At 66.9% G+C, this 23,453-nt stretch carries 7 protein-coding genes; all 7 read right to left on the minus strand.

Annotation, left to right across the window (positions count from 1 at the left end; all coding sequences use genetic code 11):
* Window positions 1–336 precede the first annotated feature (336 nt).
* Entirely contained in the window at window positions 337–1,071 is a 735-nt protein-coding gene (locus CKW22_RS08905; RefSeq protein WP_033701242.1) for a YkgJ family cysteine cluster protein, read from the minus strand.
* The gene (locus CKW22_RS08910; RefSeq protein WP_033701241.1) at window positions 1,068–1,379 is read right to left on the minus strand and encodes a hypothetical protein; all 312 of its coding nucleotides are present in this window, start codon (window positions 1,377–1,379) and stop codon (window positions 1,068–1,070) included. Before CKW22_RS08910 ends, CKW22_RS08905 begins: the two co-directional genes overlap by 4 nt.
* 88 nt (window positions 1,380–1,467) lie before the next feature.
* Window positions 1,468–2,367, minus strand: coding sequence for a chemotaxis protein (locus CKW22_RS08915; RefSeq protein ID WP_033701239.1), 900 nt, complete (start codon window positions 2,365–2,367; stop codon window positions 1,468–1,470).
* A 117-nt stretch (window positions 2,368–2,484) separates the two neighbouring features.
* A complete protein-coding gene (locus CKW22_RS08920) occupies window positions 2,485–3,669 on the minus strand; it encodes an HlyD family type I secretion periplasmic adaptor subunit (RefSeq protein WP_033701238.1) in 1,185 nt (394 codons plus the stop codon).
* Window positions 3,666–5,828, minus strand: a complete 2,163-nt coding sequence (locus CKW22_RS08925; RefSeq protein ID WP_047582717.1) for a type I secretion system permease/ATPase — start codon at window positions 5,826–5,828, stop codon at window positions 3,666–3,668. Before CKW22_RS08925 ends, CKW22_RS08920 begins: the two co-directional genes overlap by 4 nt.
* Window positions 5,825–7,261 carry a TolC family outer membrane protein gene (locus CKW22_RS08930; protein ID WP_095064027.1) on the minus strand — a complete coding sequence of 479 codons (1,437 nt, stop codon included), beginning with the start codon at window positions 7,259–7,261 and terminating at the stop codon, window positions 5,825–5,827. The genes CKW22_RS08925 and CKW22_RS08930 overlap by 4 nt, the downstream gene beginning before the upstream one ends.
* A gap of 64 nt (window positions 7,262–7,325) precedes the next feature.
* Window positions 7,326–23,453 (minus strand): BapA/Bap/LapF family large adhesin (locus tag CKW22_RS08935; RefSeq protein WP_095064028.1); only part of this gene is annotated, 16,128 nt, incomplete at its 5' end.

The raw sequence follows: 23,453 nt of genomic DNA on the forward strand, positions 1-23,453 counted from the left end.
CTGGCTGACAGCGGTGACAGTTTCGGGTTTGGCGACGGTTTTGTGGTGGGGCGGAAATCGAGCGCCGCGCGGGCGGCGCTTCGCGGGGCAAGCCCGCTCCCACATCTGTTTCGGGCCAGTCTCGCCTGTGAGATAGGCGCGCGCCCCCTCGTTTATACGACACGACATTGGGGTGGACGCCAAGAGGGACGCGCGCCAATGCTTCAGGAATAATTGGCCCGAAACAGATGTGGGAGCGGGCTTGCCCCGCGAAGCGCCGCGCGGGCGGCGCTCGATCTCGAATCCGCCACAAGGCCCAAGCCATGCACCCGGCCCCCCGCAATCCGCGTTACCCCGTCAAAACCCAATAAACGCGTAATAAACCGGCGTTTCAGAGGTCGTGCTCAGCCCAACCCCCCGCAAACTGGCCGTCAACGCTTCATCCTGCACATGCAGCGTCCACCGCGCCCCATTATCCTCCGGCACCTGCGCCAACGCTGTCGCAAAAGCCCCCATCTCCGGCAGATAAGCCGTAAACCCGTTCCCTTTCAGCGCACTGGTAGTCATGCCCAACGCCTGGCAAACCGCAACCTTGGCCGCGATGTCATCACGATCCGCCTGGCGCGAAGCCTCCACCAGCGCCGCCAGCCCCGCGTCGGCCAGCTGGCTGCCATGAATCAGCGCCGGCCCCTGCTGCCAAGCCTCGGTCGGGCAGTCCTTGTTCTCGGGTCGCAGCGGAATATGCGGGTTGATTTCCACCGGGTAGATGCGACAGACCAACGGGCGCGCGTCGTAAATGGTGCACAGGTCATTGTCGTCGAGGTTGCGACAGCGCCCCGGGTTGAAGGCCGCGAAGGTCACCGAGACGCGAGCGACCGTGTCGCCGCAGGCCACCGGGTGGGAGCGGCGCAGCACATGCTCGCGTTGCTCCTCCGGCATGCCCGGGCCATCGGCCACGAAGGCTTCTATCAATACCACCACCTGGCCCCCAGACGCCGCCCATTGGCGCGCCTCGTCGAGGGTCAGCGGCACATGGTGGCCGGTGCAGCACTTGCCGCAGCCGGTGCAGGCGAAACGCAGGTTGTCGGTCACTTGGCTTCCGGGTTCCATTCGCTGACGAACGCGCGCTGGTGCTGGCGGTCGTAAAGGCACAATTCGGTGCCGCTACGTTGCTGCATGTGCTTTTGCGGGTAGACGCCTTCGATCAGCAGGGCACTCATGCCGACTTGGTCGTCGAATTCGGCGGGCTTGCCGCGCGCATGGGCGTCCTTGAACTGGCTGGCGGCAAGGCACGCCTTGAGCATCTGCTGGCGCTGCTCGTTCCAGGCCTGGCTGCTGGAGGCCTGGGCGACACCGCTGAACAGCGCGCAGGCGACTAGGAGGGAGCTGAAAAACTTCATACGCGATTCCGGCAAATATCTTCCGAGGGGAGCGAATTATGCCCGAGTCATCCCCGACGGCAAGCCGGGGAGTTTGTCGCTTGATGTATCAACGCTCGGCAAACACCACTGCCCGCGCCGCCACCACCAGGCAATCGGTCAGCTCCGGCGAGGAGAATTTGGTAAGGATGGCATTGGCCCCCGCCAGCCTGGCTTTTTCGCTGCTCATGGCGCTGTCGAGCGAGGTATGCAGCAGGATATACAGGTGCTGAAAATCGGGCGTTTCACGCAGGGTACGGGTGAAAGCATAGCCGTCCATTTCGGACATCTCGATATCGGAGACGATGATGTTGATCTCCTGCGCGGTGCCCTGCAGTTCCAACAACACGTTGATGGCGTCCTTGGCACTGCGTGCGGTATGGCATTCGATGCCCAGGTTGCGCAGGGTGTGCACCGACTGCTGCAAGGCCACCTGGCTGTCGTCCACCACCAGGATGTTGGCGGCGGCCAGCAGGCTCGCGTCTTCTTCGGTCAGTGCGCCGTGCTGTGGCTCGGCGGCAGGCGGGGCGATGGCATGGATGACCTTCTCGATGTCCAGTACCTGCACCAGCGCGTTGTCGACCCGGGTCACGCCGGTGATGAACGAGCGGTTGCCCGAACCGAAGGGCGGCGGTTTGATGTCGGTGCTCAGGCAATGCACGATGCGGCTCACGGCCTGTACATGCAGGCCTTGGCGCGAGCGGCTGATCTCGGTGACGATCAGGCAGCCGCCGTCCGGGTCGGCCAGCGGGCGCTCGCCGATGGCGCGGGACAGGTCGATGACCGACAGCGAGTTGCCGCGCAGGGTGGCCACACCTTTCACATGGGGGTGCGATTCGGGCAGCTTGGTCAGTGAAGGGCAGGGGATGATCTCGCTGACCTTGAGCAGGTTGATTGCCATCAGCTTGCCGCTGCGCAGGGTGAACAGCAGCAAGGACAGCGAATCCGCGCGGGCATTTTGCGTGGCCATGGTGACCTTCGTGGGAATAGGGGAATAACGGGTTATCGGCGTATTTGCGTCGGGCTTTAGTGGGCGTGTTGTCGATGCCTGGCCTGGTAGAGCGGGGGGCGCAAAGCGCCCCCACGATTACCGTTCGCGCAGGGCTTCCTTGGCCCGGTTCAACGGCTTGATCAGGTAGTCGAGGATGGTCTTCTCGCCCGTGCGGATATCCACCGTGGCAATCATCCCGGGCACGATCGCAAAGTGCTTGCCGGCCTTGTTCTGCAGGCTGTCCTGCTCGGTGCGGATAAACACCCGGTAGTAGTAGATCTCCGGCTTCACCTCGTCCTGCAGGGTATCCGGCGAGATGCCGACTACTTTGCCTTCCAGCCCGCCGTACACCGAGTAGTCATAGGCACTGATCTTGACCTTGGCCGCCTGGTCGGGGTGGATGAAGGCGATGTCCCGTGGTGCAATGCGGGTCTCGATCAGCAGGCGCTCGTCCATCGGCACGATCTTCATCACTTGCCCACCGGGCTGCACCACACCGCCCAAGGTATTGACCTCAATGTCCTTGACGATGCCGCGCACCGGTGAGCGCAGGGTCAGGCGCGTCAGCGAGTCGCTGCGCCCGCGGATCACCTCGGATAGGCTGTCGGCCTCGGCGCTGGCCTTGGCCAGTTCCTCGCGTGCACGCACCAGGTAGTCGGAGCGCGCTTCGTTGGCCTTGAGCTGCAGTTCCGAGCGCTGGCGGTTCAAGCGGATCACCTCGACCCGGCTCGAGGCGCCCATCTTCGCCAGGTTCTCGGTGATCTTCAGCTCGCTGCGCACCAGTTGCAGCGAGTCCTCGATACCGGCCAGGGTCTGCTCCAGGCCACGGCGGCGTGTCTGGTACAGCGCGGTCTCGGCGTCGATCAGGTCGGGTGAGTCGCGCAGGCTGTCGGGGAACACCAACGGCTTGCCGGTCACCTCTGCCTGCAAGCGGGCCTGGCTGGCCTTGGCCGCCCGGTACTTGGCTTCACTTTCGCCGACGCTGGAGGAGGTCTTGGTCGGGTCGAGCTGGGCCAGTACCTGCCCGCGGTCGACCAGGTCACCTTCGGCCACGCTCATCTGCGCGACGATGCCGCCCTCGAACGACTGGATCACCTGCTCGCGTGAACTGGGGATCACCTTGCCGGTGCCGGTGGACACTTCGGTCACCTCGAACCAGGCCGCCCACGCCAGGAACGCCGCCAGCATCAGCGCACAGATCGTGATGATACGGCCGGCGCGGAACACCGCCTGGTCGTCCTGCCCGTCCAGGTAGGACGCCGGGAGTTCATGGTTGCTCATGCCTGGGCTCCTTGCAGTTTCGCCAGCGCGGCATCGCGTTTGTCGTCGATGACGATGCGCCCGCCATCGAGCACGAGGATCCGGTCGACCCGCTGCAGCACGCTCAGGCGGTGGGTGGCGATCACCAGGGTGCGGCCCTGGCAGAAGCGTTCGAGGTTATCCAGCAGCTTGCGTTCGGTCATGTCGTCGAGGGATGCGGTGGGTTCGTCCAGCAACAGCACCTGCGGCTGGCGCACCAGCAGGCGTGACAGCACCAGGGCCTGGCGTTGGCCGCCGGACAGGCCCACGCCGCCTTCCAGGATCAAGTGGTCCATGCCTTTGGGCAGCCGCCGGACAAAGTCCAGCGCCCCCGTGGCGGCCAGGGCGGCGACCAACTCCTGATCACTGGCCTGGCCGGCACCCAGGGTGAGGTTTTCCCGCAGGGTGCCGTGGAACAGCCGCGAGTACTGCGGCAGCAGGCCGACATCGCGGCGCAGGTCGGCAGGGTCGAGGTGGGCCAGGGCAATGCCATCCAGGTTGATTTCGCCCTGGACCAAGTCCATGGCACCGCCCAGGGCCTGCAGCAGGGTGGATTTACCGGCACCGTTACGGCCGAGCACGGCGATGCGTTCACCCGGCTGGATGTCCAGCTGGGCGATGCTCAGGACGGGCGGGGCCTCCGGGCTGTAGCGGAAGTTGGCCTGGCGCAACTGATACTCGCCGCGGATGGCCGGCAGGTGCACGCGGGCTTCGTTTTCGGGGTGATCGACCGGTGACTGCATCAACTTGTCGAGGCCTTGCAGGGCCACCTTGGCCTGCTGCCAGCGAGTCAGCACATGGGTCAGTTGTGCCAGCGGCGCCATCATGCGCGACGACAGCATCGACGCCGCCACCAGGCTACCGGTGGTGAGGTCGCCGGCGATCACCATCGGTGCGCCGATGACGATGACCACCGCAAACACCGCACCCTGCACGTTCTGCGTCCAGGTCACCAGACCGTTGGTCAGGGTGCGCAGGCGCAGGTTGGTGTGGGCGCAGGCGGCGTTGTACTGGTTCCATTGGCGCTCGAAGCGTGCCTCGGCTTGCAGTGCCTTGATTTCGTCCAGGCCCTGGATGCTCTCAACCAGCATGGCGTTACGCAGCGCCGACTCACGCATCGAGGCATTGGCCAGGCGGGCCAGGCGCCGTTGCGCGAGCAGGCCGGGCAGGACCATGGCCAGCAACGCCACCAGCGGGATGAACACCAGCACGCCGCCGATCAGCCAGAACACGAACAGGAACAACAGGAAGAACGGCAGGTCGGCCAGGGCCGTGGCGGTGCTCGAGGTGATCAGGTCGCGGATCGATTCCAGCTCGCGTAACTGCGAGATGAACGAGCCGGTCGACTTGGGCCGCACCGAATTGCGCAGGCGCAAGGCATGCCCATAGACCAGGTCGGAGACGCGCAGGTCGGCGCGCTTGCCCAGCAGGTCGGTCACCTTCAGGCGTAGCAGGCGCATGCTGAAGTCGAACACCAGCGCCAGCACCACACCGCCAAACAGCACGTACAGCGTGGGCAGGGACTCGGCGGGGATCACCCGGTCGTACACCTGCATGGAAAACAGCACGCCGGCCAGGGCCAGCACGTTGGCCACCAGCGAGGCGACCATCACCTGCCCATACGGGCGCAGGTCGCGCAACACGATGCGGGCGAACCAGTGGCGGTCGTAGGGGGCGGTGTAGTCGTCGGTGCGCACATCGCGCAACGGCCGCGCCGGGCGCAGCAGGGCAACCCGGGTGATGCGCCCTTTGAGGGTGTCGCGCGGCAGGCGTGAGGTCAGCCCCTGGTCACCGGCGAAGACTACCGCCAGGTCGTCCTCTTCGGTTACCGACTCGACCACTGCCAACTGGCCGTCGTCGAGTTCCAGTACCAGCGGCGTGCGCCATTGCCGCAGGCCTTTGGCATCGAAGCGCACGAAGCGCAGCGCCAGCCCGGCCTGGCGGGCCATGTGGCGAAGAATTTCATCCAGTGGGCGGGCATCTTCGACGGCCGCCAAGCGTATGCGTTGCGGCGACACGTCCAGGCGGTAGTGGTGCGCGACCTGGAGCATGACCTCAAGCCAAGGCCCCAGGTCTGGCCGTTGCTGGGCCGTTTGCTCCGGGGGCTGGCTGGGCAGGGTCACATTGACGGATTCGTTCATGGCTGGATCTCCACACCTTGCAGGTTACGCCCCTCGAGCCCGAAGGCCGTGCGCAGGGCGCCGGTGTTGTAAAGGCAGTCGACATCCAGGCGCAGCAGGTCGGAGCGGGTGCCGGCGAGTTCGAAGCGTGACTGGTAGATTTCCTGCTCGGCGTTGAGCAGGTCGAGCAGGGGCCGGGTGCCCAGGTCCAGGTACTGCCGGCCGTACAGCATGCGGGCCTCCTGAATGCTGACCTGGCGGGCCTCCAGCGAACTGAGCCGACGGCCCAGCCCTGAGGTCTGCGCCATGGCCTCGGCCAGGCCGCGGCGGGCCTGCAGGCGGGCGGCATCTTCGGCCGAGTCGGCGGCAGTCAGCGCATGGCCGGCGGCGCGGCTGCGGGCGCTGATGGCGCCACCCTGGTAGATGGGCACCTCGACGTTCAGGTAGATGCCTGCCTGGGTGCGGTCCATGCGTGAGTTGTCGCGGTCGTAGTCGTTGTCCAGGTAGTGGTTGATCTGCGGCTGCAGCGACACGGTGGGGTAGGCTTCGGCCTTGGCCTGGGCCAGTTCGGCCTGGCCTTGGGCGCGTTGGGCCAAGGCCATCAGCACGGCGGGCAAGCGGTCGTCGCCTTGTGCCGGGCGCTTGCAGGCCTGGTTCAGCTCGGGTGGCGATTCCTCGGCAAGCGCCGGTGGCGTGACCCGCCCCAGCAACGATGCCAGGGTCGAGCGCCAGCGTTCGTACTGTGACTGGTATTCCTCCAGGGTGGCGCGGGCGCTTTCCACGCGGGACTCGGCCTGGACCACGTCGGAGCGGGTGCTGGCGCCCATGTCGCTGCGTTGGCGAGCCATGCCGGCGATGTCGCCCACCCCGCGGATCTGGTCGCGGGCAATGGTGATCAGTTGTTCGTAGCGGCGGGTTTCGACCCAGGCATAGGCGGTGTCGCGGGCCAGTTCGTCGACCACCAGCAGGATATTGGCTTGGGCGCGGGAGGCGGCGGCCTGGGCAGCGCTGACGGCGCTGTCGACCTTGCCGAAGTCGTAGAGCATCTGCTTGAGCGACAGGTTGAGCGCCTGGCTGTTGCGGTCGCCGCCGTAGCCGGTGTCATAGCCTGTGCGTACACCGCCGGAAATCTGCGGGTAGTAACCGGCGCGGGCAACATTGATGCCTTCGCCTTGCTTGTAGAGGTTGCCGATGGCCTCGGCGATGCTGGGGTGCCATTGCGCGGCTTGCAGCACCGCTTCGGTCAGGCCAAGGCGGTCGCCATTGGCGACGGGGGCCATGCCGATGGCAGGGCGGGCGGGCACTGCATCGGGCGCATCACGTAACAGTGATGGCCCGATCTGGCGCAGTTGTGGGTCGATGTCATCGGCCGCCTGGGCAGCCGTGTTGAAGTTCAGGGCCAGGAGCCCCAAGGCTCCCAGCAACAGCGGTGACAGCGGACTGCTTCGCTTCACATAGTTCCCTTACTGCTGTTCCGTCCTTGCCGCCGGGCGATGGCCCGGCGGGGTTGCAGCGGCCTCAGACGACATGGATACCGTTCTGCACCCACAGGTGCTGGCTTGGATCCTCCTGGGCCGTGTATTGGTTATAGTCGATGCCGTCGGCGGTTTGGTTCCCGACCAGCGCCCAGTTGTCCGTCATGTGAACCGAGTCGTTTTCATCCCCCTTGATGACCAGTGTGTCGGTGCCGGTTTCGGTGATCGCGACCACGTCCGCCAGGTTCAGGGTCAGCGCCACCGAACTGGTGTCGTTGAGGTCGATCACTTCGATGTCATGCACCCGCCCGACCAGGTTACCCAGGTCGATGCTGGCATCACCGCCGCCCCACAGCAGGGTGTCGGTACCGGTGCCGCCATCGACGCTGGCGAAGTTCTGGTCGACCACCACCAAGGTGTCGTCGCCCGCACCCCCTTGCAGGGTGATGTGGCCGCCCTGGCTGCCATCGAGGTGGTCGTTGCCGTCGGTGCCGGCGATCACTTCGCTGGAGGCCGCCGCCGCGATACTGGCCAGTGCGACACCTTCGTCGCCGGTGTCGGCCAGCAGCGAGCTGGTGGCGGTGAAGTTGGCGGCGTTGTCCAGGTTGATGGTGAGGTTGGCGGTGTCGGTGGTGCCGTTGGGGTGGGTCAGTTCGTAGGTGAAGGTTTCATGCTGGCCGATCACCGCATTGGTCAGCCCGGCGTTGAGGGTGTAGGTGTAGCTGCCATCGGCGTGCACCAGCAAGGTGCCGTAGTTGCCCGCCACACTGACCCCGTTGTAGCCCGGGATGGTGTAGGTATTGGCCGCCGTCATCACACTCAGCACGGTCAATGGCGAGCCGACGTTGTCGTCGGCCAACAGGTTGCCGGTGACTGCGGTGGCGCCGCTGACCACGAACTCGGTCAGGTGCGTGGTAGTGGCGTTGACGCTGGTGGTGATCGAGCTGGCCAGGCCGATGCCACCTGCGGTGACACGTATTTGGTAGGCGCCGGCGCCTTGGTTCTGGAACGTGTAGCCGGCACCGCCGCCAAGCAGGCTGATCAGTGAGCCGCCACCGACCGACTGCACCAGCACGTACTGGCCGGTAGCCGGGTTGAGTTTGAGCAGGTCGAGGGTGGTGCCATTGAGCAGGCTCAACAGGTTGGTGGAGTTGACTACCACTTGCAGGTTGGCCGTGGTGTCGGCGGCAACGCTAGTGTCGTAGAGGGCCTGGCGTGAACCAATCAATGGCAAGCGGAGCGTGCCTAGCGTGTCACTGTTGGTGTCTACCCGGTTGGCCAGGGTGAGGTGGCTGGTACCGGCATCGTTGACCGCGTCGACCACCGTGGCCGGTGCGCCGTAGTTGCTGTCGCTCCAGATTTCCGTGGCTTGTGGGCTGTCGATGCGCACATACAGGTTGGCGGCATCGGACGCGCCGTTGGCATGCAGCAGCTGGTAGCTGAACACATCGACCTTGCCGACGCTCGATGGGCTGCCGTTAGGCGTGTAGGTGTAGCTGCCGTCGCCGCGGATCACCAGGGTGCCGTACAAGCCCTGCACCGTGGTGGCGCTGCCTGCCGAGACATAGCTGCCGTTCTTCATGACCTGAAGGACGGCGGCGCTGTCCGGGCCAAGGGCGTCGACGGCGCCGTCGGTGCCGACGTCGGTGATGACGTTCCCCGATGTTGCCGTGCCGGTGCCGGTGAACTGCGTGAGGCTGGTGGTCTCGATGTCCAGCGTGGTGGTCACGTTGGTAATCAGGCCGATGCCGCCACTGCCGACGGTCAGGCGATAGTCCCCCGCCTGCAGCACGCCGATATCAACGCGGATGCCCTGGCCCAGCGGCAGCAGGATCAGGTCGAGCAGGCCTTGGCTGGTGCCAGTGGCCAAGGTCACCCAGTTACCGGCAGCGTTCTTCACCTGCAGGGTGAAGGTCGCGTTGTCGAGCAGCGACAGCGCGCTGCTGGTGTTCAGGGTCAGCGTCGGGTCCACGGTGGTACCGGCACCTACCGTCCAGGTGTAGGTCTTGGTGAAGCCCGCCAGCAAGGTCGTGAAGCTGTCCTGATAAGTCCGCGAGCTGACCACCGGTGCCAGGTTGACCTCGGCGGTCACCAGGTTGTCGCTGGCGATCACCGGGGCATTGGCGTCGACGTCAGGCGCGGTGATGTTGACGTTGCCGGACACGTTGCCGCGCCCGTCGCTGAGGGTCACCGACAGCAGCTGGCCGTTGTCCTGAGGCGGGCTCAGGGCCACGGTGAAGTTGCCGTCCGGTTGCACCACCGCCGTCTGCAGCACGGTGCCGTTGGCACTGCGCACGGTGACGGTGGCACCCACTTCGCCACTGCCGGTGAGGCTGCTGCCGTCGGCGCTGATCACCAGGTTGCTGGCGGCCGCAGGTGGGGTCAGGTCAGGTGCGGTAAGCGCGGTGCCGGTCGAGGCATTACCCGCACCGTCGGTGAGGGTGACGCTCAGGGCCTGGTTGTCGATCTGCGCCGCAGTCAGGCTGACCACGAACAGGCCGTTGCTGCCCACTGTTGCGGTGCCCAGCACGGTGCCTGCGCTGTTGCGCACGGTGACGGTGCTGCCGACCTGGCCAGAGCCGCTGACGGCCGTGCCGTTGGCGTTGATGGTTGCCAGCGGCGCTGCCGGTGGCGTGGTGTCCGGCGCCGTCAGGCTGATGCTGGCGGACAGGTTGCCGGACGGGTCGGACTGGCGTACGACCAGCAATTGCCCATCATTTTGCGCTGTGGTCAGGGTGATGGTGAAGGTACCGTCGGGTTGCACCACGGCCGAACCGAGCGGGCCGCTCGGGCCTTGCACGGTCACGGTTGCACCGGGCTCGCCACGCCCTGTGAGCTCGGTACCCGTCCCGTTGATGACCACGTTGGTAGGCGCAACAGGCGGCTGTACATCGATAGCCGTGAAGCTGGTGCTGCCAGACGCGTTGCCGGCCGTATCGGCCTGGCTCACGGCCAATACCTGGCCATTGAGCTGCGGCGTGATCAGGTTGATGCTGAACACGCCACCGGCATTCACCACCCCGGTGCCGAGCACGTTGTTGGCGGCGTCGCGCACGGTCACCGTAGCATTGGCCTCACCGGTACCGGTGAGTACCAGGCCATTGGCGGACAGGCCGGTCACCAGCGGGTTGGCCGGTGGCGTGATGTCGGCGGCCTGGACGAAGGTCGGTTGCGATTCGCCGCCCACCAGTGCCACCGCCGTCACGCTAAGGTGCTGGCCGTCGAGCTGCGCCGTGTTCAGTTGCAGGGTGAAGGTGCCATTGAGTGTGGCGCCGCCCGTGCCGATCAGGTTGCCTGCGGCATCGTACACGCGGATGCCGACACCGCTCGGCGCGTTGCCCGACAGGGTCAGGCCGTCGCTGCCCAGGGTCACGTTGGTGGGCGGCACCGGCGGTGCCAGCAGTGGCGTGATATAGGTCGCGACCGCCGAGGTGTTGAAGCCGTCAGACTGCGTCACCGCCAACGTGGCAAGGCTGCCGGCTGCCGGCACCAGGGTTACCTGGAAGTTGCCGGCAGCATCCACCTCGCCAGTGCCCAGCACGATGCCGCCGCGGCTGACGGTGACCGTCGCATTGGGTTCGCCTTTACCGGTCAGCACGTTGAAGGTGTTGTTGATGGCCATGTCCGTGACCACGGCAGGCGGCGAGGTGTCGTTGGTCTGGTAGCTGGCAGGCAGCGAGGCGTTGCCGGCATCGTCGGTGGACACCACGGTCAGCAGTTGGCCATTGTTCTGGGCCGGGTTGAGGGTGACGGTGAACTGGCCGTTTTCAGGTACCTCCACCGTGCCGACCACCGCGTTGTTTGGCCCGCGAACGGTGATGGTGGTGCCTGCTTCGGCAGTACCCGTCATCGAGGTGCCGGCCGGGTTGAGCAACAAGTCGGTCGGTTGTAGCGGTGGCGTCAGGTCCGGTGCGGTCACTTGCAGTGGCGCGGACGGGTTGCCGGTGGCGTCCTGGGCGATGAGGGTCAGGGTTTGGCCGTTGATCTGCGCAGCGTTCAGGTCGAGCACGAAGGTGCCGTCCGGGTCGACTGTCACCTGGCCAAGCAGGTCGCCATTGTTGTTTACCACGGTGACGCGGGCGCCGGCTTCACCGGTACCAACCAGCTGGGTGCCGCTGTCGTTGATCACGGCGATCACTGTGGCTGGCGGGGTAACGTCAGCTGCGGTGGTCGTGCTGATCGGCGAGACGTTGCCGCGCGGATCGGTCAGGGTCACTTGCAACACCTGCCCGTCAAGCTGCGCCGAGCTCAGGTCGACCACGAACTTGCCGTCGGCACCGACCTCGATGGTGCCGATCTGGGTGATGCCGACGTAGACGCGAACGGTAGCGCCCGCTTCGCCGACGCCGCTGAGCTGGTCGCCCGCCACGTTGAGCCGCAGCTCGGTCGCAGGCGCTGGTGGTGTGAGGTCGGGCGCCAGGATGTTGACCGGCGCACTGATGTTGCCGGGTGGGTCGGCCTGCTGTACCGACAGCGGTTCGTTGTTGATCTGCGCGGGTGTCAGCTCGACGCGGAAGCTGCCGTCGGCCTGCACGGTGCCAAAGCCCAGCACGGTGCCCGCAGTGTTGCGCACGGTGACGGTTGCCCCGGCTTCGCCCAGGCCGGTCACCACGCTGCCGTCGACACTGATGTCGACCTCGGTAAGCGCAGCGGGCGGGGTGAAGTCTGGGGTCTGCAGGGTGGCCACCGCCGATACGTTGCCGGCAGCGTCGGTCTGGGTGAAGCTGAGCAGCTCGCTGTTACCCAACGCCGGGGTGAGGGTGACGGTGAAATGCCCGCTGGCGTCGACCGTGGCCCTGCCGACTTCGTCGCCATTCGGCGCGGTGACGATGACCTCTGCCCCAACCTCGCCGCGGCCGGTGAGGGTGATGCCATCGCTGGAGATGGCAAGCTCGGTTGGTGCGGCTGGTGGCGTGGTGTCGGGCGCGGTGATGGCACTGGCATCCGACTGGTTGCCGGCGGCATCGATCAGCACCACTTGCACCTGCTGGCCGTTGGCCTGCGGCGTACCGAGGTCTACCTGGAAGCTGCCGTCGCCACGCACGACCGCGGTGCCGAGCACGCTGCCATCGGCAGCCAGCACGCGGACAGTGGCGCCCGCTTCGCCGGTACCGTTGAGCAGGCTGCCGCCCCCGGCGAAGGCCAGGTTCTCGGCGGCATCGGGTGCCACGCGATCAGGCGCGGTGAGGCTGATGCTGTTGGACTCGTTGCCGGCAACATCGGACTGGCTGGCGCTGAGCTGTTCGCCGTTGATCTGCGCGCTGCCAAGGCCAATGCTGAAGTTGCCATTGGCATCGACCAGACCGGTGCCGAGATCGATGCCGCCTTCACCGATCACGGTAACGGTGGCACCCGGCTCGCCGCGGCCACTGAGCACCAGCCCGTCGCTGGACAGCACGACATTGGTCAGCGGCAGCGGTGCGGTGGTGTCGGGCGCTTGCAGGCTGGCCGGCAGCGACGTGCTGCCGTCGGTGCCTACGGCGCTGACTTGCAGCACTTCGCCGTTGGCCTGGGCGCTACCGAGGTTGACCGTGAAGGTGCCGTCGTTGGCGACGGGGGCGGTACCCAGCAGTACGCCATTGGGGCCATACACGTTCACTGTGCTGCCTGGGGTTGCCGTGCCGGTCACTGCCAGGCCATCGGCAGCCAGTACCAGGTTGTCGGGTGTATCCGGCGCCAGCACGCCCGGCGCGGTGACGGTTTGCGCAGGCGAAACGTTCTGCGCGGCATCGGCCTGCACCACGCTGAGGCTTTCGCCGGTAATGGCAGCCGGTGACAGGGCCACGCTGAAGTGGCCATCGGCCCCGACGGTGGCGGTGCCTAGCACGGTACCGTCCGGTGCGCGAACGGTGACTGTGGCGTTGGCTTCGCCGGTGCCGGTGAGGGTCGCGCCATTGGCCGCGACAGCAAGGTTGGTCACGACGGCAGGTGGCGTGGTATCGGCTGCGGTGTAAGGCGCGGCTGGCGACACGTTGCCTGCGGCATCGGTGGCGGTTACCTGCACGGTCTGGCCGTTGGTCTGGGCACTGTTCAGGGTGACCTGGAAGGTGCCATTGCTGCCGGCTACCGCAGTGCCGAGCACGTTGCCTGCGGCATCGCGCACGGTCACGGTGCTGCCCGCTTCTGCGTTACCGGTCAGTTGCAGGCCGGTGGCAGCCAGGGCCAGGGTGGTCGGTGCCGGTGGTGGGGTGAAGTCCGGCGCGGTGACTGCCACTGCAGTAGAGGTGTTGTTGCCCGCGTCGGTCTGGGTCACGCTCAAGTGCTGGGCGTTGAGCTGTGCGTTGTCGAGCGTCAGTGTGAAGCTGCCGTTGGCGGCCACCAGCCCGGTGCCGATGATGGTGCCATCCGGGCCGCGCACGGTCACGGTGGCGCCTGCTTCACCGAGGCCGCTCAGGGTCAGGCCGTTGTTGTTCAGCACCACATTGGTCAGCGGCGCGGGTGAGGTCAGGTCAGGGGTGCTGACGTTGACTGCCGTCGAGGTATTGCCAGCAGCATCCACTTGCGTGACGCCGATGGCCTGGCCGTTGGCCTGCGGTGTGTCGAACACCACCGTGAAGCGCCCATCGGCACCGACCACAGCGGTGCCGAGCACGGTGCCGGCGGCATTGCGGACCTGGACCGTGGCGCCCACTTCACCGCTGCCCGACAGCTGCCGGCCGTCCTGGCTGAGGACGGGGTTGCTGATGGCGGCAGGCGGTGTGCGGTCTGGCGTCGCCATGCTGGCCGGGCCAGACACGTTACCCGCAGCATCGCTGAGCGTGACCTGCAGGGGGCTGCCGGCGGTTTGCGCGCTCGGCAGGGTGATCTGGAACTGGCCGTTCTGGTTGACGGTGCCGGTGGCCAGGATTGCGCCGCTGGCATCACGCACAGTGACGTTGGCACCGGCTTCGCCTTCGCCGCTGAGCACGGTGGCCGCGCTGTTGAGGCTGAGGTTGTTGGCTGCCAGCGGCGCCTGCAGGTCAGGTGCCTGCAGGGTGGCCGCGAGCGAGACGTTACCCGCGCCATCGGCCTGGGTGATGATCAGGTTTTGCCCATTGGCCAGCGCTGGCGCGAAGCTGATGCTGAACAAGCCATTGCTGCCGACGGTCGCGGTGCCAAGCACGTCGCCCTGGGCATTGACCACGCGAACGGTCGCACCCACTTCGCCCTGGCCGGTCAGCGTGCTGCCGGTACGGTCGATGGCAACCTGGGTCGGCGCATCCGGCGCTGTGCTGTCGTTGGCCACGAGGGTGGCCGGTACCGACGGATTGCCATCGACCGAGGTGCGAGCGGTGACCACAAGGGTCTCGCCATTGAGCTGGGCATTCTGGAAGAACACCCGGAAGGTGCCATCGCTGCCAACCGTCGCCGTGCCCAGGGTGGTGCCGCCGGCGGTCACGGTGATCAGCGACCCGACGGTGCCCTGGCCGATCAGCAGGAAGCCATCGGCGCTGAGGGCGAGGCCGCTTGGAGTGGCGGCTTCGGTGCCATCCGGGCCGTCCAGCGAGACCGGGGTGGACTCGTTGCCGGCGGGGTCGATCACCACCACGTCGACGGTTTCGCCCGCCGTCAGTGGTGGGTTGACCGGTACCACGAAGGTGCCGTCCGGGCCCACGGTTTCGCTGCCGCGCTCGCTGCCGTCCGGGTTACGGATGACCACCGTGCTGCCAGGTTCGGCGCCGCCGCCGACAATGCTGCCATCCGGGCTGACGGTGACCCCCGTGGCCGGCAGTGGGTCGGTGGTGTCGGGTGCGGTGATGGTGATCGGCGCGGAGCCGTTGTTGGCGCCGTCGGTGACTACCACGGTCACGCTTTCGCCATTGGTCTGCGGGGTCGGCAGCGTCACGCTGAAGCTGCCATCGGGGTTCACCGGCTCGGTGGTTTCGTTGCCGTCCGCGTCCCGCACCGTCACCGAAGTGGCGCCTGGCGCGTTGCCGGTAACGGTGGTGCCATCCGGGCTGACCACCACGTCGGTGGGCAGTGCTGGCGGCGTGACGTCCGGTGCGATGATCTGGGTAGCCAGGGATTGGTTGCCAGCGGCGTCGGTCAAGGTCACGTCCAGCGCCTGGCCATCGAGCTGCGCAGGCGCCAGCGGTACTGTGAACTGGCCGCCAGCCGGTACCACCACACTGCCCACCAAGGTGCCGTCGGGGGTGCGCACTTCAACAGTCGAGCCCGCTTCGCCGGTGCCCTGGATCGCGTTGCCGCCGGGGGTGATGGAGAGCCCGTCCGGTGCGGTAGGGGCGGTGCTGTCATCGGCGGTGAAGGTGGCCGATGGCGATGCATTGCCTTCGCTGTCGATCAGTACCACCGACAGCACTTCGCCGTTGGTCTGGGCGGGCGTGAGGGTAACGCTGAAGGTGCCGTCCTCGCCCACCGGGAGGGTGCCCAGCAGGTCGCCGGCTGCGTTGCGCACTTCCACGGTGCTACCCGGTTCGCCCTGGCCACTGAGTACCGTGCCTTCGGGGTTCAGGCCCAGGCCTTGCGCCGCTGCCGGTGCTTCGAGGTCAGGCGCGGTCACGGTGCCAGGCGTCGAATCATTGCCGGCGCCGTCAGCCTGGGTGACGGACAGGGTCTGCCCGTTGAGTTGTGGCGGGTCGATGCTTACGCGGAAGCTGCCGTCGGCCTCGACCACGGCGGTGCCCAAAATCGCGCCAGCCGTGCCGGTGACGGTAACCTGCGCACCCGGCTCGCCGGTGCCACTAACGGTGCGGCCATCGCCCGACAAGGTGAGGCCTGTCGGGGTGTCTGGCGCTTCGCTGTCCGGTGCCGGCAGGGTGACGGCGGTAGACAAGTTGCCGGTGGGGTCACGTTGCTCCACGGTCAGTGCCTGGCCGTTGGTTTGCGGCGTGTCCAGGGTGATTTCGAAGGTGCCGCCCGTACCAACCACGACGCTGCCCAGCACGGTGCCGTCCGGCCCCCGCACGATAACCGTGGCATCGGGTTCACCGGTGCCGGTGACGATGGTGCCTGCGTCATCGATGGCGACGCCAGTGACCACTTGCGGTGGTGTGGTATCGGGCGCCGTGAAGTCGACCGGGCCTGCGCTGTTGCCCAGGTTGTCGGTGGCTTCTACGGTCAGGCTTTCGCCATTGCGCTGCGGCTGGTTGAGGGTGACGTCGAAGCGGCCGTCGGCAGCCACCGTGGCGGTACCCAGCACGGTGCCGTCCTCGGCGCGCACGGTCACGATCGAACCGCTCTGGCCCTGCCCGGTGAGGTGGATGCCGGCGGTATCGATGGCCAGGCCCGAAGGCTGCAGCGGGCCATCCAGGTCAGGCGCGTTGACGGTTGCGCTGGAGGTGTTGCCTGCGGGGTCGCGCAGTACCACGTCCAGTTCCTGGCCGTCGGTTTGCGCGGGGGTCAGGATAACGCTGATGACGCCGTTGTCGCCGACCTGGGCATTACCCAGCACATCGCCCTGGGCGTTGATGACCTGAACGGTGGTGCCGGGCTCGCCGCGCCCGGTGAGGACGCTGCCATCGGCGCTGAGCTGCAGGTCGCTGGCCTGGTTGGGCGGGGTGATGTCGGGTGCGGTGATCTGGGTCGGCAGCGAGCTGTTGCCATCGGCATCGACGGCGACCACATCAAGCACTTCGCCGTTGGCCTGAGCAGGTGTCAGGCCGATGGTGAAGGTGCCGTCGGTGCCTGCCTGGACGCTGCCAATGACAGTGCCCTGGGCGTCGCGCACCTCAACTTGCGTGCCCGCTGGGGCAGTGCCGCTGATGGATGAACCGTCAGGCGCCAGCACCAGATCGCTCGGGCTTTCGGGCAGCGGTGCATCGGCAACGATGACGTCGATGCCCACCGAGGTGTTGCCAGCGGCGTCGGTTTGCACCAGTACGATCGACTCGCCAGCGGCCAATGGGTTGGCGAGGTCGATCACGAAGGTGCCATTCGGGGCCACCGTGCCGGTGCCGATGACAGTGCCACCGGCATCCCGCACTTCCACTTCGGCGCCGGCTTCGCCGCGACCCGACACGGCCAGGCTGCCAGCACCGGCGACGACGTCGGTGATGATCGCTGGCGCGGTGATGTCCGGTGCCACGTAGCTCAACGGCACCGAGGTGTTGCCGGCGGCGTCGACCACGGTGATGGCCAGGGTCTCGCCATTGGCCTGGGCAGGGTTGAGGGTCAGGGTGAAGGTGCCGTCGGGCTCGACGATGGCGCTGCCGATCAAGTCGCCCGAGGCGTCACGTACGTTCACCCGCGCGCCCGGTTCGGCGCTACCGGTGAGGCTGTTGCCAGCGGTAAGCACCAGGTCGGTGGGTTGCGGCGGGGCAACCTGGTCTGGTGTGTCCACCGAGCCTGGTTGCGAAACGTTGCCGGCGGCATCGGTCAAGGTCACTTGCAGGGACGAACCGTCTACAACCGCCGACGGCAGTTGCACGGTGAAGTCGCCGTCGGGGCCTACCGTGCCACTTTGCAGCAGTTGGCCTTGGTCGTTGCGTACCTCGACCGTCGCGCCAGGTTCGCCGCGACCAGAAACGGTGCGCCCGTCTTCGCTGACCACCAGGTCGGTGGCCGGCTCTGGCGGCGTGGTATCGCCGCCGTTGTCGATATCCGGCGCGGTGACGGTGCCGGCTGTCGAGCTATTGCCCGTGGTATCGGTGGCAGTGACTTGCAGTTGTTCGCCATCGACTTGGGGGGGGGTGAGGGTGACGCTGAAGGCGCCGCTTGGGCCGACCAGCGTGCTGCCCAGCTCGGTGCCATCGGCTGCCAGAACCCGCACGGTGCTGCCGGCTTCGGCACGCCCGGTGACCACGCTGCCATCGGTGGTGACGGCGAGTTCGGTGGGCGTGTCGGGGGCGGTGATGTCCGGTGCGCTGACTTGTACCGGCAGGGACGATGCACCGGTGCTGTCGATGGCCACCACATCCAGCAGTTCGCCATTGGCCTGTGCGGGTGTGAGCACGACGGTAAAGGTGCCTTCGGCACCGACCACCACGCTGCCGACCAGGGTGCCGTTGGCATCGTGCACTTCTACGCGGGTGCCGGTCTGGGCGCTACCGCTGATGCTGGTACCGTCTTCAGCGACCACCAGCTCGCTTGGGCTGGTGGGTACGGTGGCCAGCGGCACATCGTATTGCAGGGCTTCAGAGGCATTGCCGGCCGCGTCGGTCTGGACCAGGCTCAGGCGTTCGCCCGGCTGCGCGGCGGGGTTGAGGTCGACCAGGAAGGTGCCGTTGGCAAGCACGGTACCGCTGCCCAGCAGGTTGCCATCGACGTCACGCACTTCGACGCTGGCCCCCGCTTCACCGCGGCCGCTGAGGGTCAGGCCGTCGGCACCGACCACGATGGTACTGACCGCTGCCGGTGGGGTGATGTCCGGGGCATCGAACTGCAGCGGAGCAGAGGTGTTGCCGGCGGCATCCACCAGGCGGATGTCGAGGGCTTCGCCATTGGCCTGTGCAGGCGACAGCGTAAGGCTGAAGCTGCCGTTGTCGTTGACCAGGCCCGTGCCGATCAGGTCGCCATCAGCGTCGCGGACCTGCACCGTGGCACCCGGCTCGCCGCTACCGGTCAAGGTCACGCCATTGGCCAGGGCCAGGCCGGTCGGTTGCTCGGGTGCCTGCAGGTCTGGCGAGATGACCGAGCCAGGTTCGGAGGCGTTGCCTGCGGCGTCGGTCAGTATCACTTGCAGGGTACTACCGTCTTTGACGGCCGGGTCCAGGGTGAGCTGGAAGCTGCCATCCGGGTTGACCGTGCCGGTGGCCAGGAGATTGCCCTCGGCATCGCGCACCTGCACGCTGGCCCCGGCTTCGCCGCGGCCGTTGAGCTGGCTGCCAGCGAGGCCAATCACCAGGTTGGTTGGCGCCTCCGGTGGGGTGGTATCTCCGCCGTCGATGTCAGGGGCCGTGACCGTGCCCGCCGTGGAGCTGTTGCCAGCGTTGTCGGTGGCCGTCACTTGCAACACCTCACCGTCGACCTGAGGTGGGTCGAGGGTGATGTTGAAGATGCCGGTCGGGCCAACCAGTGCACTGCCAAGTTCAGTGCCATCGACCGCCAGGATCCGCACGGTGCTACCGGCTTCGGCACGCCCGGTAACCACGCTGCCATCGGTGCTGACGGCAAGTTCGGTCGGTGTGGCGGGCGCGGTGATGTCGGGTGCGCCCACTTGCACTGGCAGCGACGATGCGCCGGTGCCGTCGATAGCCACCAGGTCGAGCAGCTCGCCATTGGCTTGGGCCGGGTTGAGGATGACGGTGAAGGTGCCTTCGGCGCCGACCACGACACTGCCGACCAAGGTGCCATTGGCATCATGCACTTCCACGCGCGTACCGGCTGGGGCGCTACCGCTGATGCTGGTACCGTCTTCGGCCACCACCAGGTCGCTTGGGCTGGCCGGCGCGGTGGTCAGGGGTACGTCGTACAGCAAGGCTTCGGAGGCGTTGCCGCTTGGGTCGCTCTGCACCAGGCTCAGTTGCGCGCCCGGTTGGGCTGCTGGCGCAAGGTCAATCAGGAAGGTGCCGTTTTCGCCAACGGTGCCGGTGCCGATCAGGTTGCCATCGGCGTCACGCACTTCGACGCTGGCCCCCGCTTCGCCCCGACCGCTCAGGGCCAGGCCGTCGGCGCCGACGACAATGTTGCTGACTGCCGCCGGTGGGGTGATGTCCGGGGCATCGAATTGCAGTGGGGTGGAGCTGTTGCCAGCGGCATCCACCAGGCGCACATCCAGCGCCTCGCCATTGGCCTGCGCAGGGAACAGTGTGAGGCTGAAGCTGCCGTTGTCGTTGACCAGGCCGGTGCCGATCAGGTCGCCAGCAGCATTGCGAACCTGCACCGTGGCGCCCGGTTCGCCGCTACCGGTCAAGGTCACGCCATTGGCCAGGCCCAGGCCGGTCGGTTGCTCAGGGGCCAGCAGGTCTGGCGAGATGACCGAGCCGGGTTCGGAGGCGTTGCCTGCGGCGTCGGTCAGTACCACTTGCAGGGTGCTGCCGTCGTTCACGGCTGGGTCCAGGGTGAGCTGGAAGCTGCCATCCGGGTTGACCGTGCCAGTGGCCAGGAGATTGCCCTCGGCATCGCGCACCTGCACGCTGGCCCCGGCTTCGCCGCGGCCGTTGAGCTGGCTGCCGGCGAGGCCGATCACCAGGTTGGTCGGTGCCTCCGGTGGCGTGGTGTCACCGCCGTCGATGTCCGGCGCCGTGACCGTGCCGGCTGTGGAGGTATTGCCCGCAGCATCGGTTGCGGTGACCTGCAACACCTCCCCATCGACTTGCGGCGGGTCGAGGGTGATGTTGAAGGTGCCGGTCGGGCCGACCAGGGCAGTGCCCAGTTCGCTACCGTCAGCGGCAAGAATACGCACGGTGCTGCCCGGTTCGGCGCGGCCGGTGACTGTGCTGCCGTCAGCGCTTACGGCGAGCTCGCTTGGGGCAGTTGGGGCAGTGATGTCTGGTGCTGCGATTTGCACAGGCAGGGACGACAAGCCCGTGTCATCGATGGCCACCACATCCAGCAGTTCGCCGTTGGCCTGGGCCGGGTCGAGGATGACGGTGAAGGTGCCATCGGCACCCGCCACCACGCTGCCGACCAGGGTGCCGTTGGCATCATGCACCTCAACACGGGTGCCAGCTGGGGCATTACCACTGATGCTGGTGCCGTCTTCGGCCACTACCAAGTCGCTCGGGCTGGCCGGCGCGGTGGTCAGGGGGACGTCGTACAGCAGGGCTTCGGAGGCGTTGCCGCTTGGGTCGGTTTGCACCAGGCTGAGCTGCGCACCAGGCTGTGCAGCCGGGTCGAGGTCGATCAGGAAGGTGCCGTTGGCCAGTACCGTGCCGGTGCCAATCACATTGCCATTGGCATCGCGTACTTCAACGCTGGCACCTGCTTCGCCACGGCCGCTCAGGGCCAGGCCGTCGGCACCGACGACGATGTTGCTGACAGCGCCAGGTGGGGTGATGTCCGGAGCATCGAACTGCAGCGGGGTGGAGGTGTTGCCGGCGGCATCCTCCACGCGGACATCCAGTGCCTCGCCGTTTGCTTGAGCGGGGGCGAGGGTGACGCTGAACAGGCCATCCGCGCCCACCAGGGCGGTGCCGATCACCGTGCCCGCTGCATCGCGTACTTGAACAGTGGCACCCGGTTCGCCGCGACCGGTAAGGGTCACGCCTTCGGCCAGGGCCAAGTCGGTGGGTTGTGCCGGTGGCAGCAGGTCTTGCGAGGCGACCGAACCCGGTTGCGAAACGTTGCCGGCTGCATCGGTCAGGGTCACTTGCAGGGTGCTGCCATCAATCACGGCAGGGTCAAGCGCGATCACGAAGGTGCCATCTGCACCGACGGTGCCGGTCGCCAGCACATTGCCGGCGGCGTCACGCACCTGCACGGTGGTGCCCGCTTCGCCACGGCCGCTGAGCTGAGTACCAGCAAGGCCGATCACCAGGTTGGCCGGTGTACTCGGTGGTGTGATGTCGACGCCGTCGATGTCCGGCGCGGTGACGGAGCTGGCTGTAGAGGCATTGCCTGCGGCGTCGGTAGCGGTGGCTTGCAGCACTTGGCCATCGACCTGTGGCGGGTCAAGGGTGATGCTGAAAATACCGGTCGGCCCAACCAGGGCAGTACCCAGTTCAGTGCCATCGGCGGCAAGAATGCGCACGGTGCTGTCCGGCTCGGCGCGGCCAGTAACGAGAGTGCCGTCAGCGCTGACGGCCAATTCACTCGGTGCGGCTGGCGCGGTGATGTCTGGCGCGGTGATCTGCGCAGGCAGGGACGACAAGCCCGTGTCATCGATGGCCACCACATCCAGCAGTTCGCCGTTGGCCTGGGCCGGGTTGAGCTCGAGAGTGAAAGTACCGTCGGCACCGGCAATGGCGCTGCCGATCAGCGTGCCATTGGCATCATGCACTTCCACACGGCTGCCGGCTGGGGCGGTACCGGTGAGGGTGGTGCCGTCGGCATCGATGGCCAGCTCGCTCGGGCTGGCCGGCGCGGTGGTCAGCGGTACGTCGTATTCGAAGGCAACCGAAGCGTTGCCGCTCGGGTCGGTCTGTACCAGGCTTAACTGTTCGCCGGGTTGTACGGCCGGGTCAAGGTTGATAGTGAAGGTGCCATTGGCGCCCACCGTGCCGGTGCCGATCACATTACCGTCGGCATCGCGCACTTCGACGCTGGCACCCGCTTCGCCGCGACCGCTCAGTACCAGGCCGCCAGCGCCGATGACAATACCGCTTACTGCGGCAGGCGGCGTGATATCTGGGGCATCGAATTGCAGCGGGGTCGAGGTGTTGCCCGCAGCATCCGCCAGGCGGATATCCAGCGCCTCGCCGTTTGCTTGAGCGGGGGCGAGGGTGACGCTGAACAGGCCATCCGCGCCCACTAGGGCGGTGCCGATCACCGTGCCCGCTGCATCGCGTACTTGAACAGTGGCACCCGGTTCGCCGCGACCGGTAAGGGTCACGCCTTCGGCCAGGGCCAAGTCGGTTGGTTGTGCCGGTGGCAGCAGGTCTTGCGAGGCGATGGAGCCCGGTTGCGAAACGTTGCCGGCTGCATCGGTCAGGGTCACTTGCAGGGTGCTGCCGTCGATCACGGCAGGGTCAAGCGCGACCACGAAGGTGCCGTCTGCAGCCACGGTGCCGGTCGCCAGCACATTACCGGCAGCGTCACGCACCTGCACGGTGGTACCCGCTTCGCCACGCCCGCTAAGTTGGGTGCCGGCAAGGCCGATCACCAGGTTGGTCGGTGCACTCGGTGGTGTGGTGTCGACGCCGTCGATATCCGGCGCGGTGACGGAGCTGGCTGTCGAGGTATTGCCCGCAGCATCGGTCGCGGTAGCTTGCAACACTTCGCCATCGACCTGGGGCGGGTCAAGGGTGATGCTGAAAATACCGGTCGGCCCAACCAGGGCAGTACCCAGTTCAGTGCCGTCGGCGGCGACGATACGCACGGTGCTGCCCGGTTCGGCGCGGCCAGTGATGACGGTGCCGTTGGCATTGACGGCCAATTCGGCAGGTGCGGCTGGTGCGGTGATGTCCGGCGCAGTGATCTGCGTAGGCAGGGACGACAAGCCCGTGTCATCGATGGCCACCACATCCAGCAGTTCGCCGTTGGCTTGCGGCGGGGTGAGTTCCAGGGTGAAGGTGCCGTCGGCACCGGCAATGGCGCTGCCGATCAGCGTGCCATTGGCATCATGCACTTCCACACGGCTGCCGGCTGGGGCGGTACCGGTGAGGGTGGTGCCGTCGGCATCGATGGCCAGGCC

Origin of the sequence: Pseudomonas sp. Irchel s3f19 (assembly GCF_900187555.1) — a bacterium.
Classification (GTDB): Bacteria; Pseudomonadota; Gammaproteobacteria; order Pseudomonadales; family Pseudomonadaceae; genus Aquipseudomonas; species Aquipseudomonas capeferrum.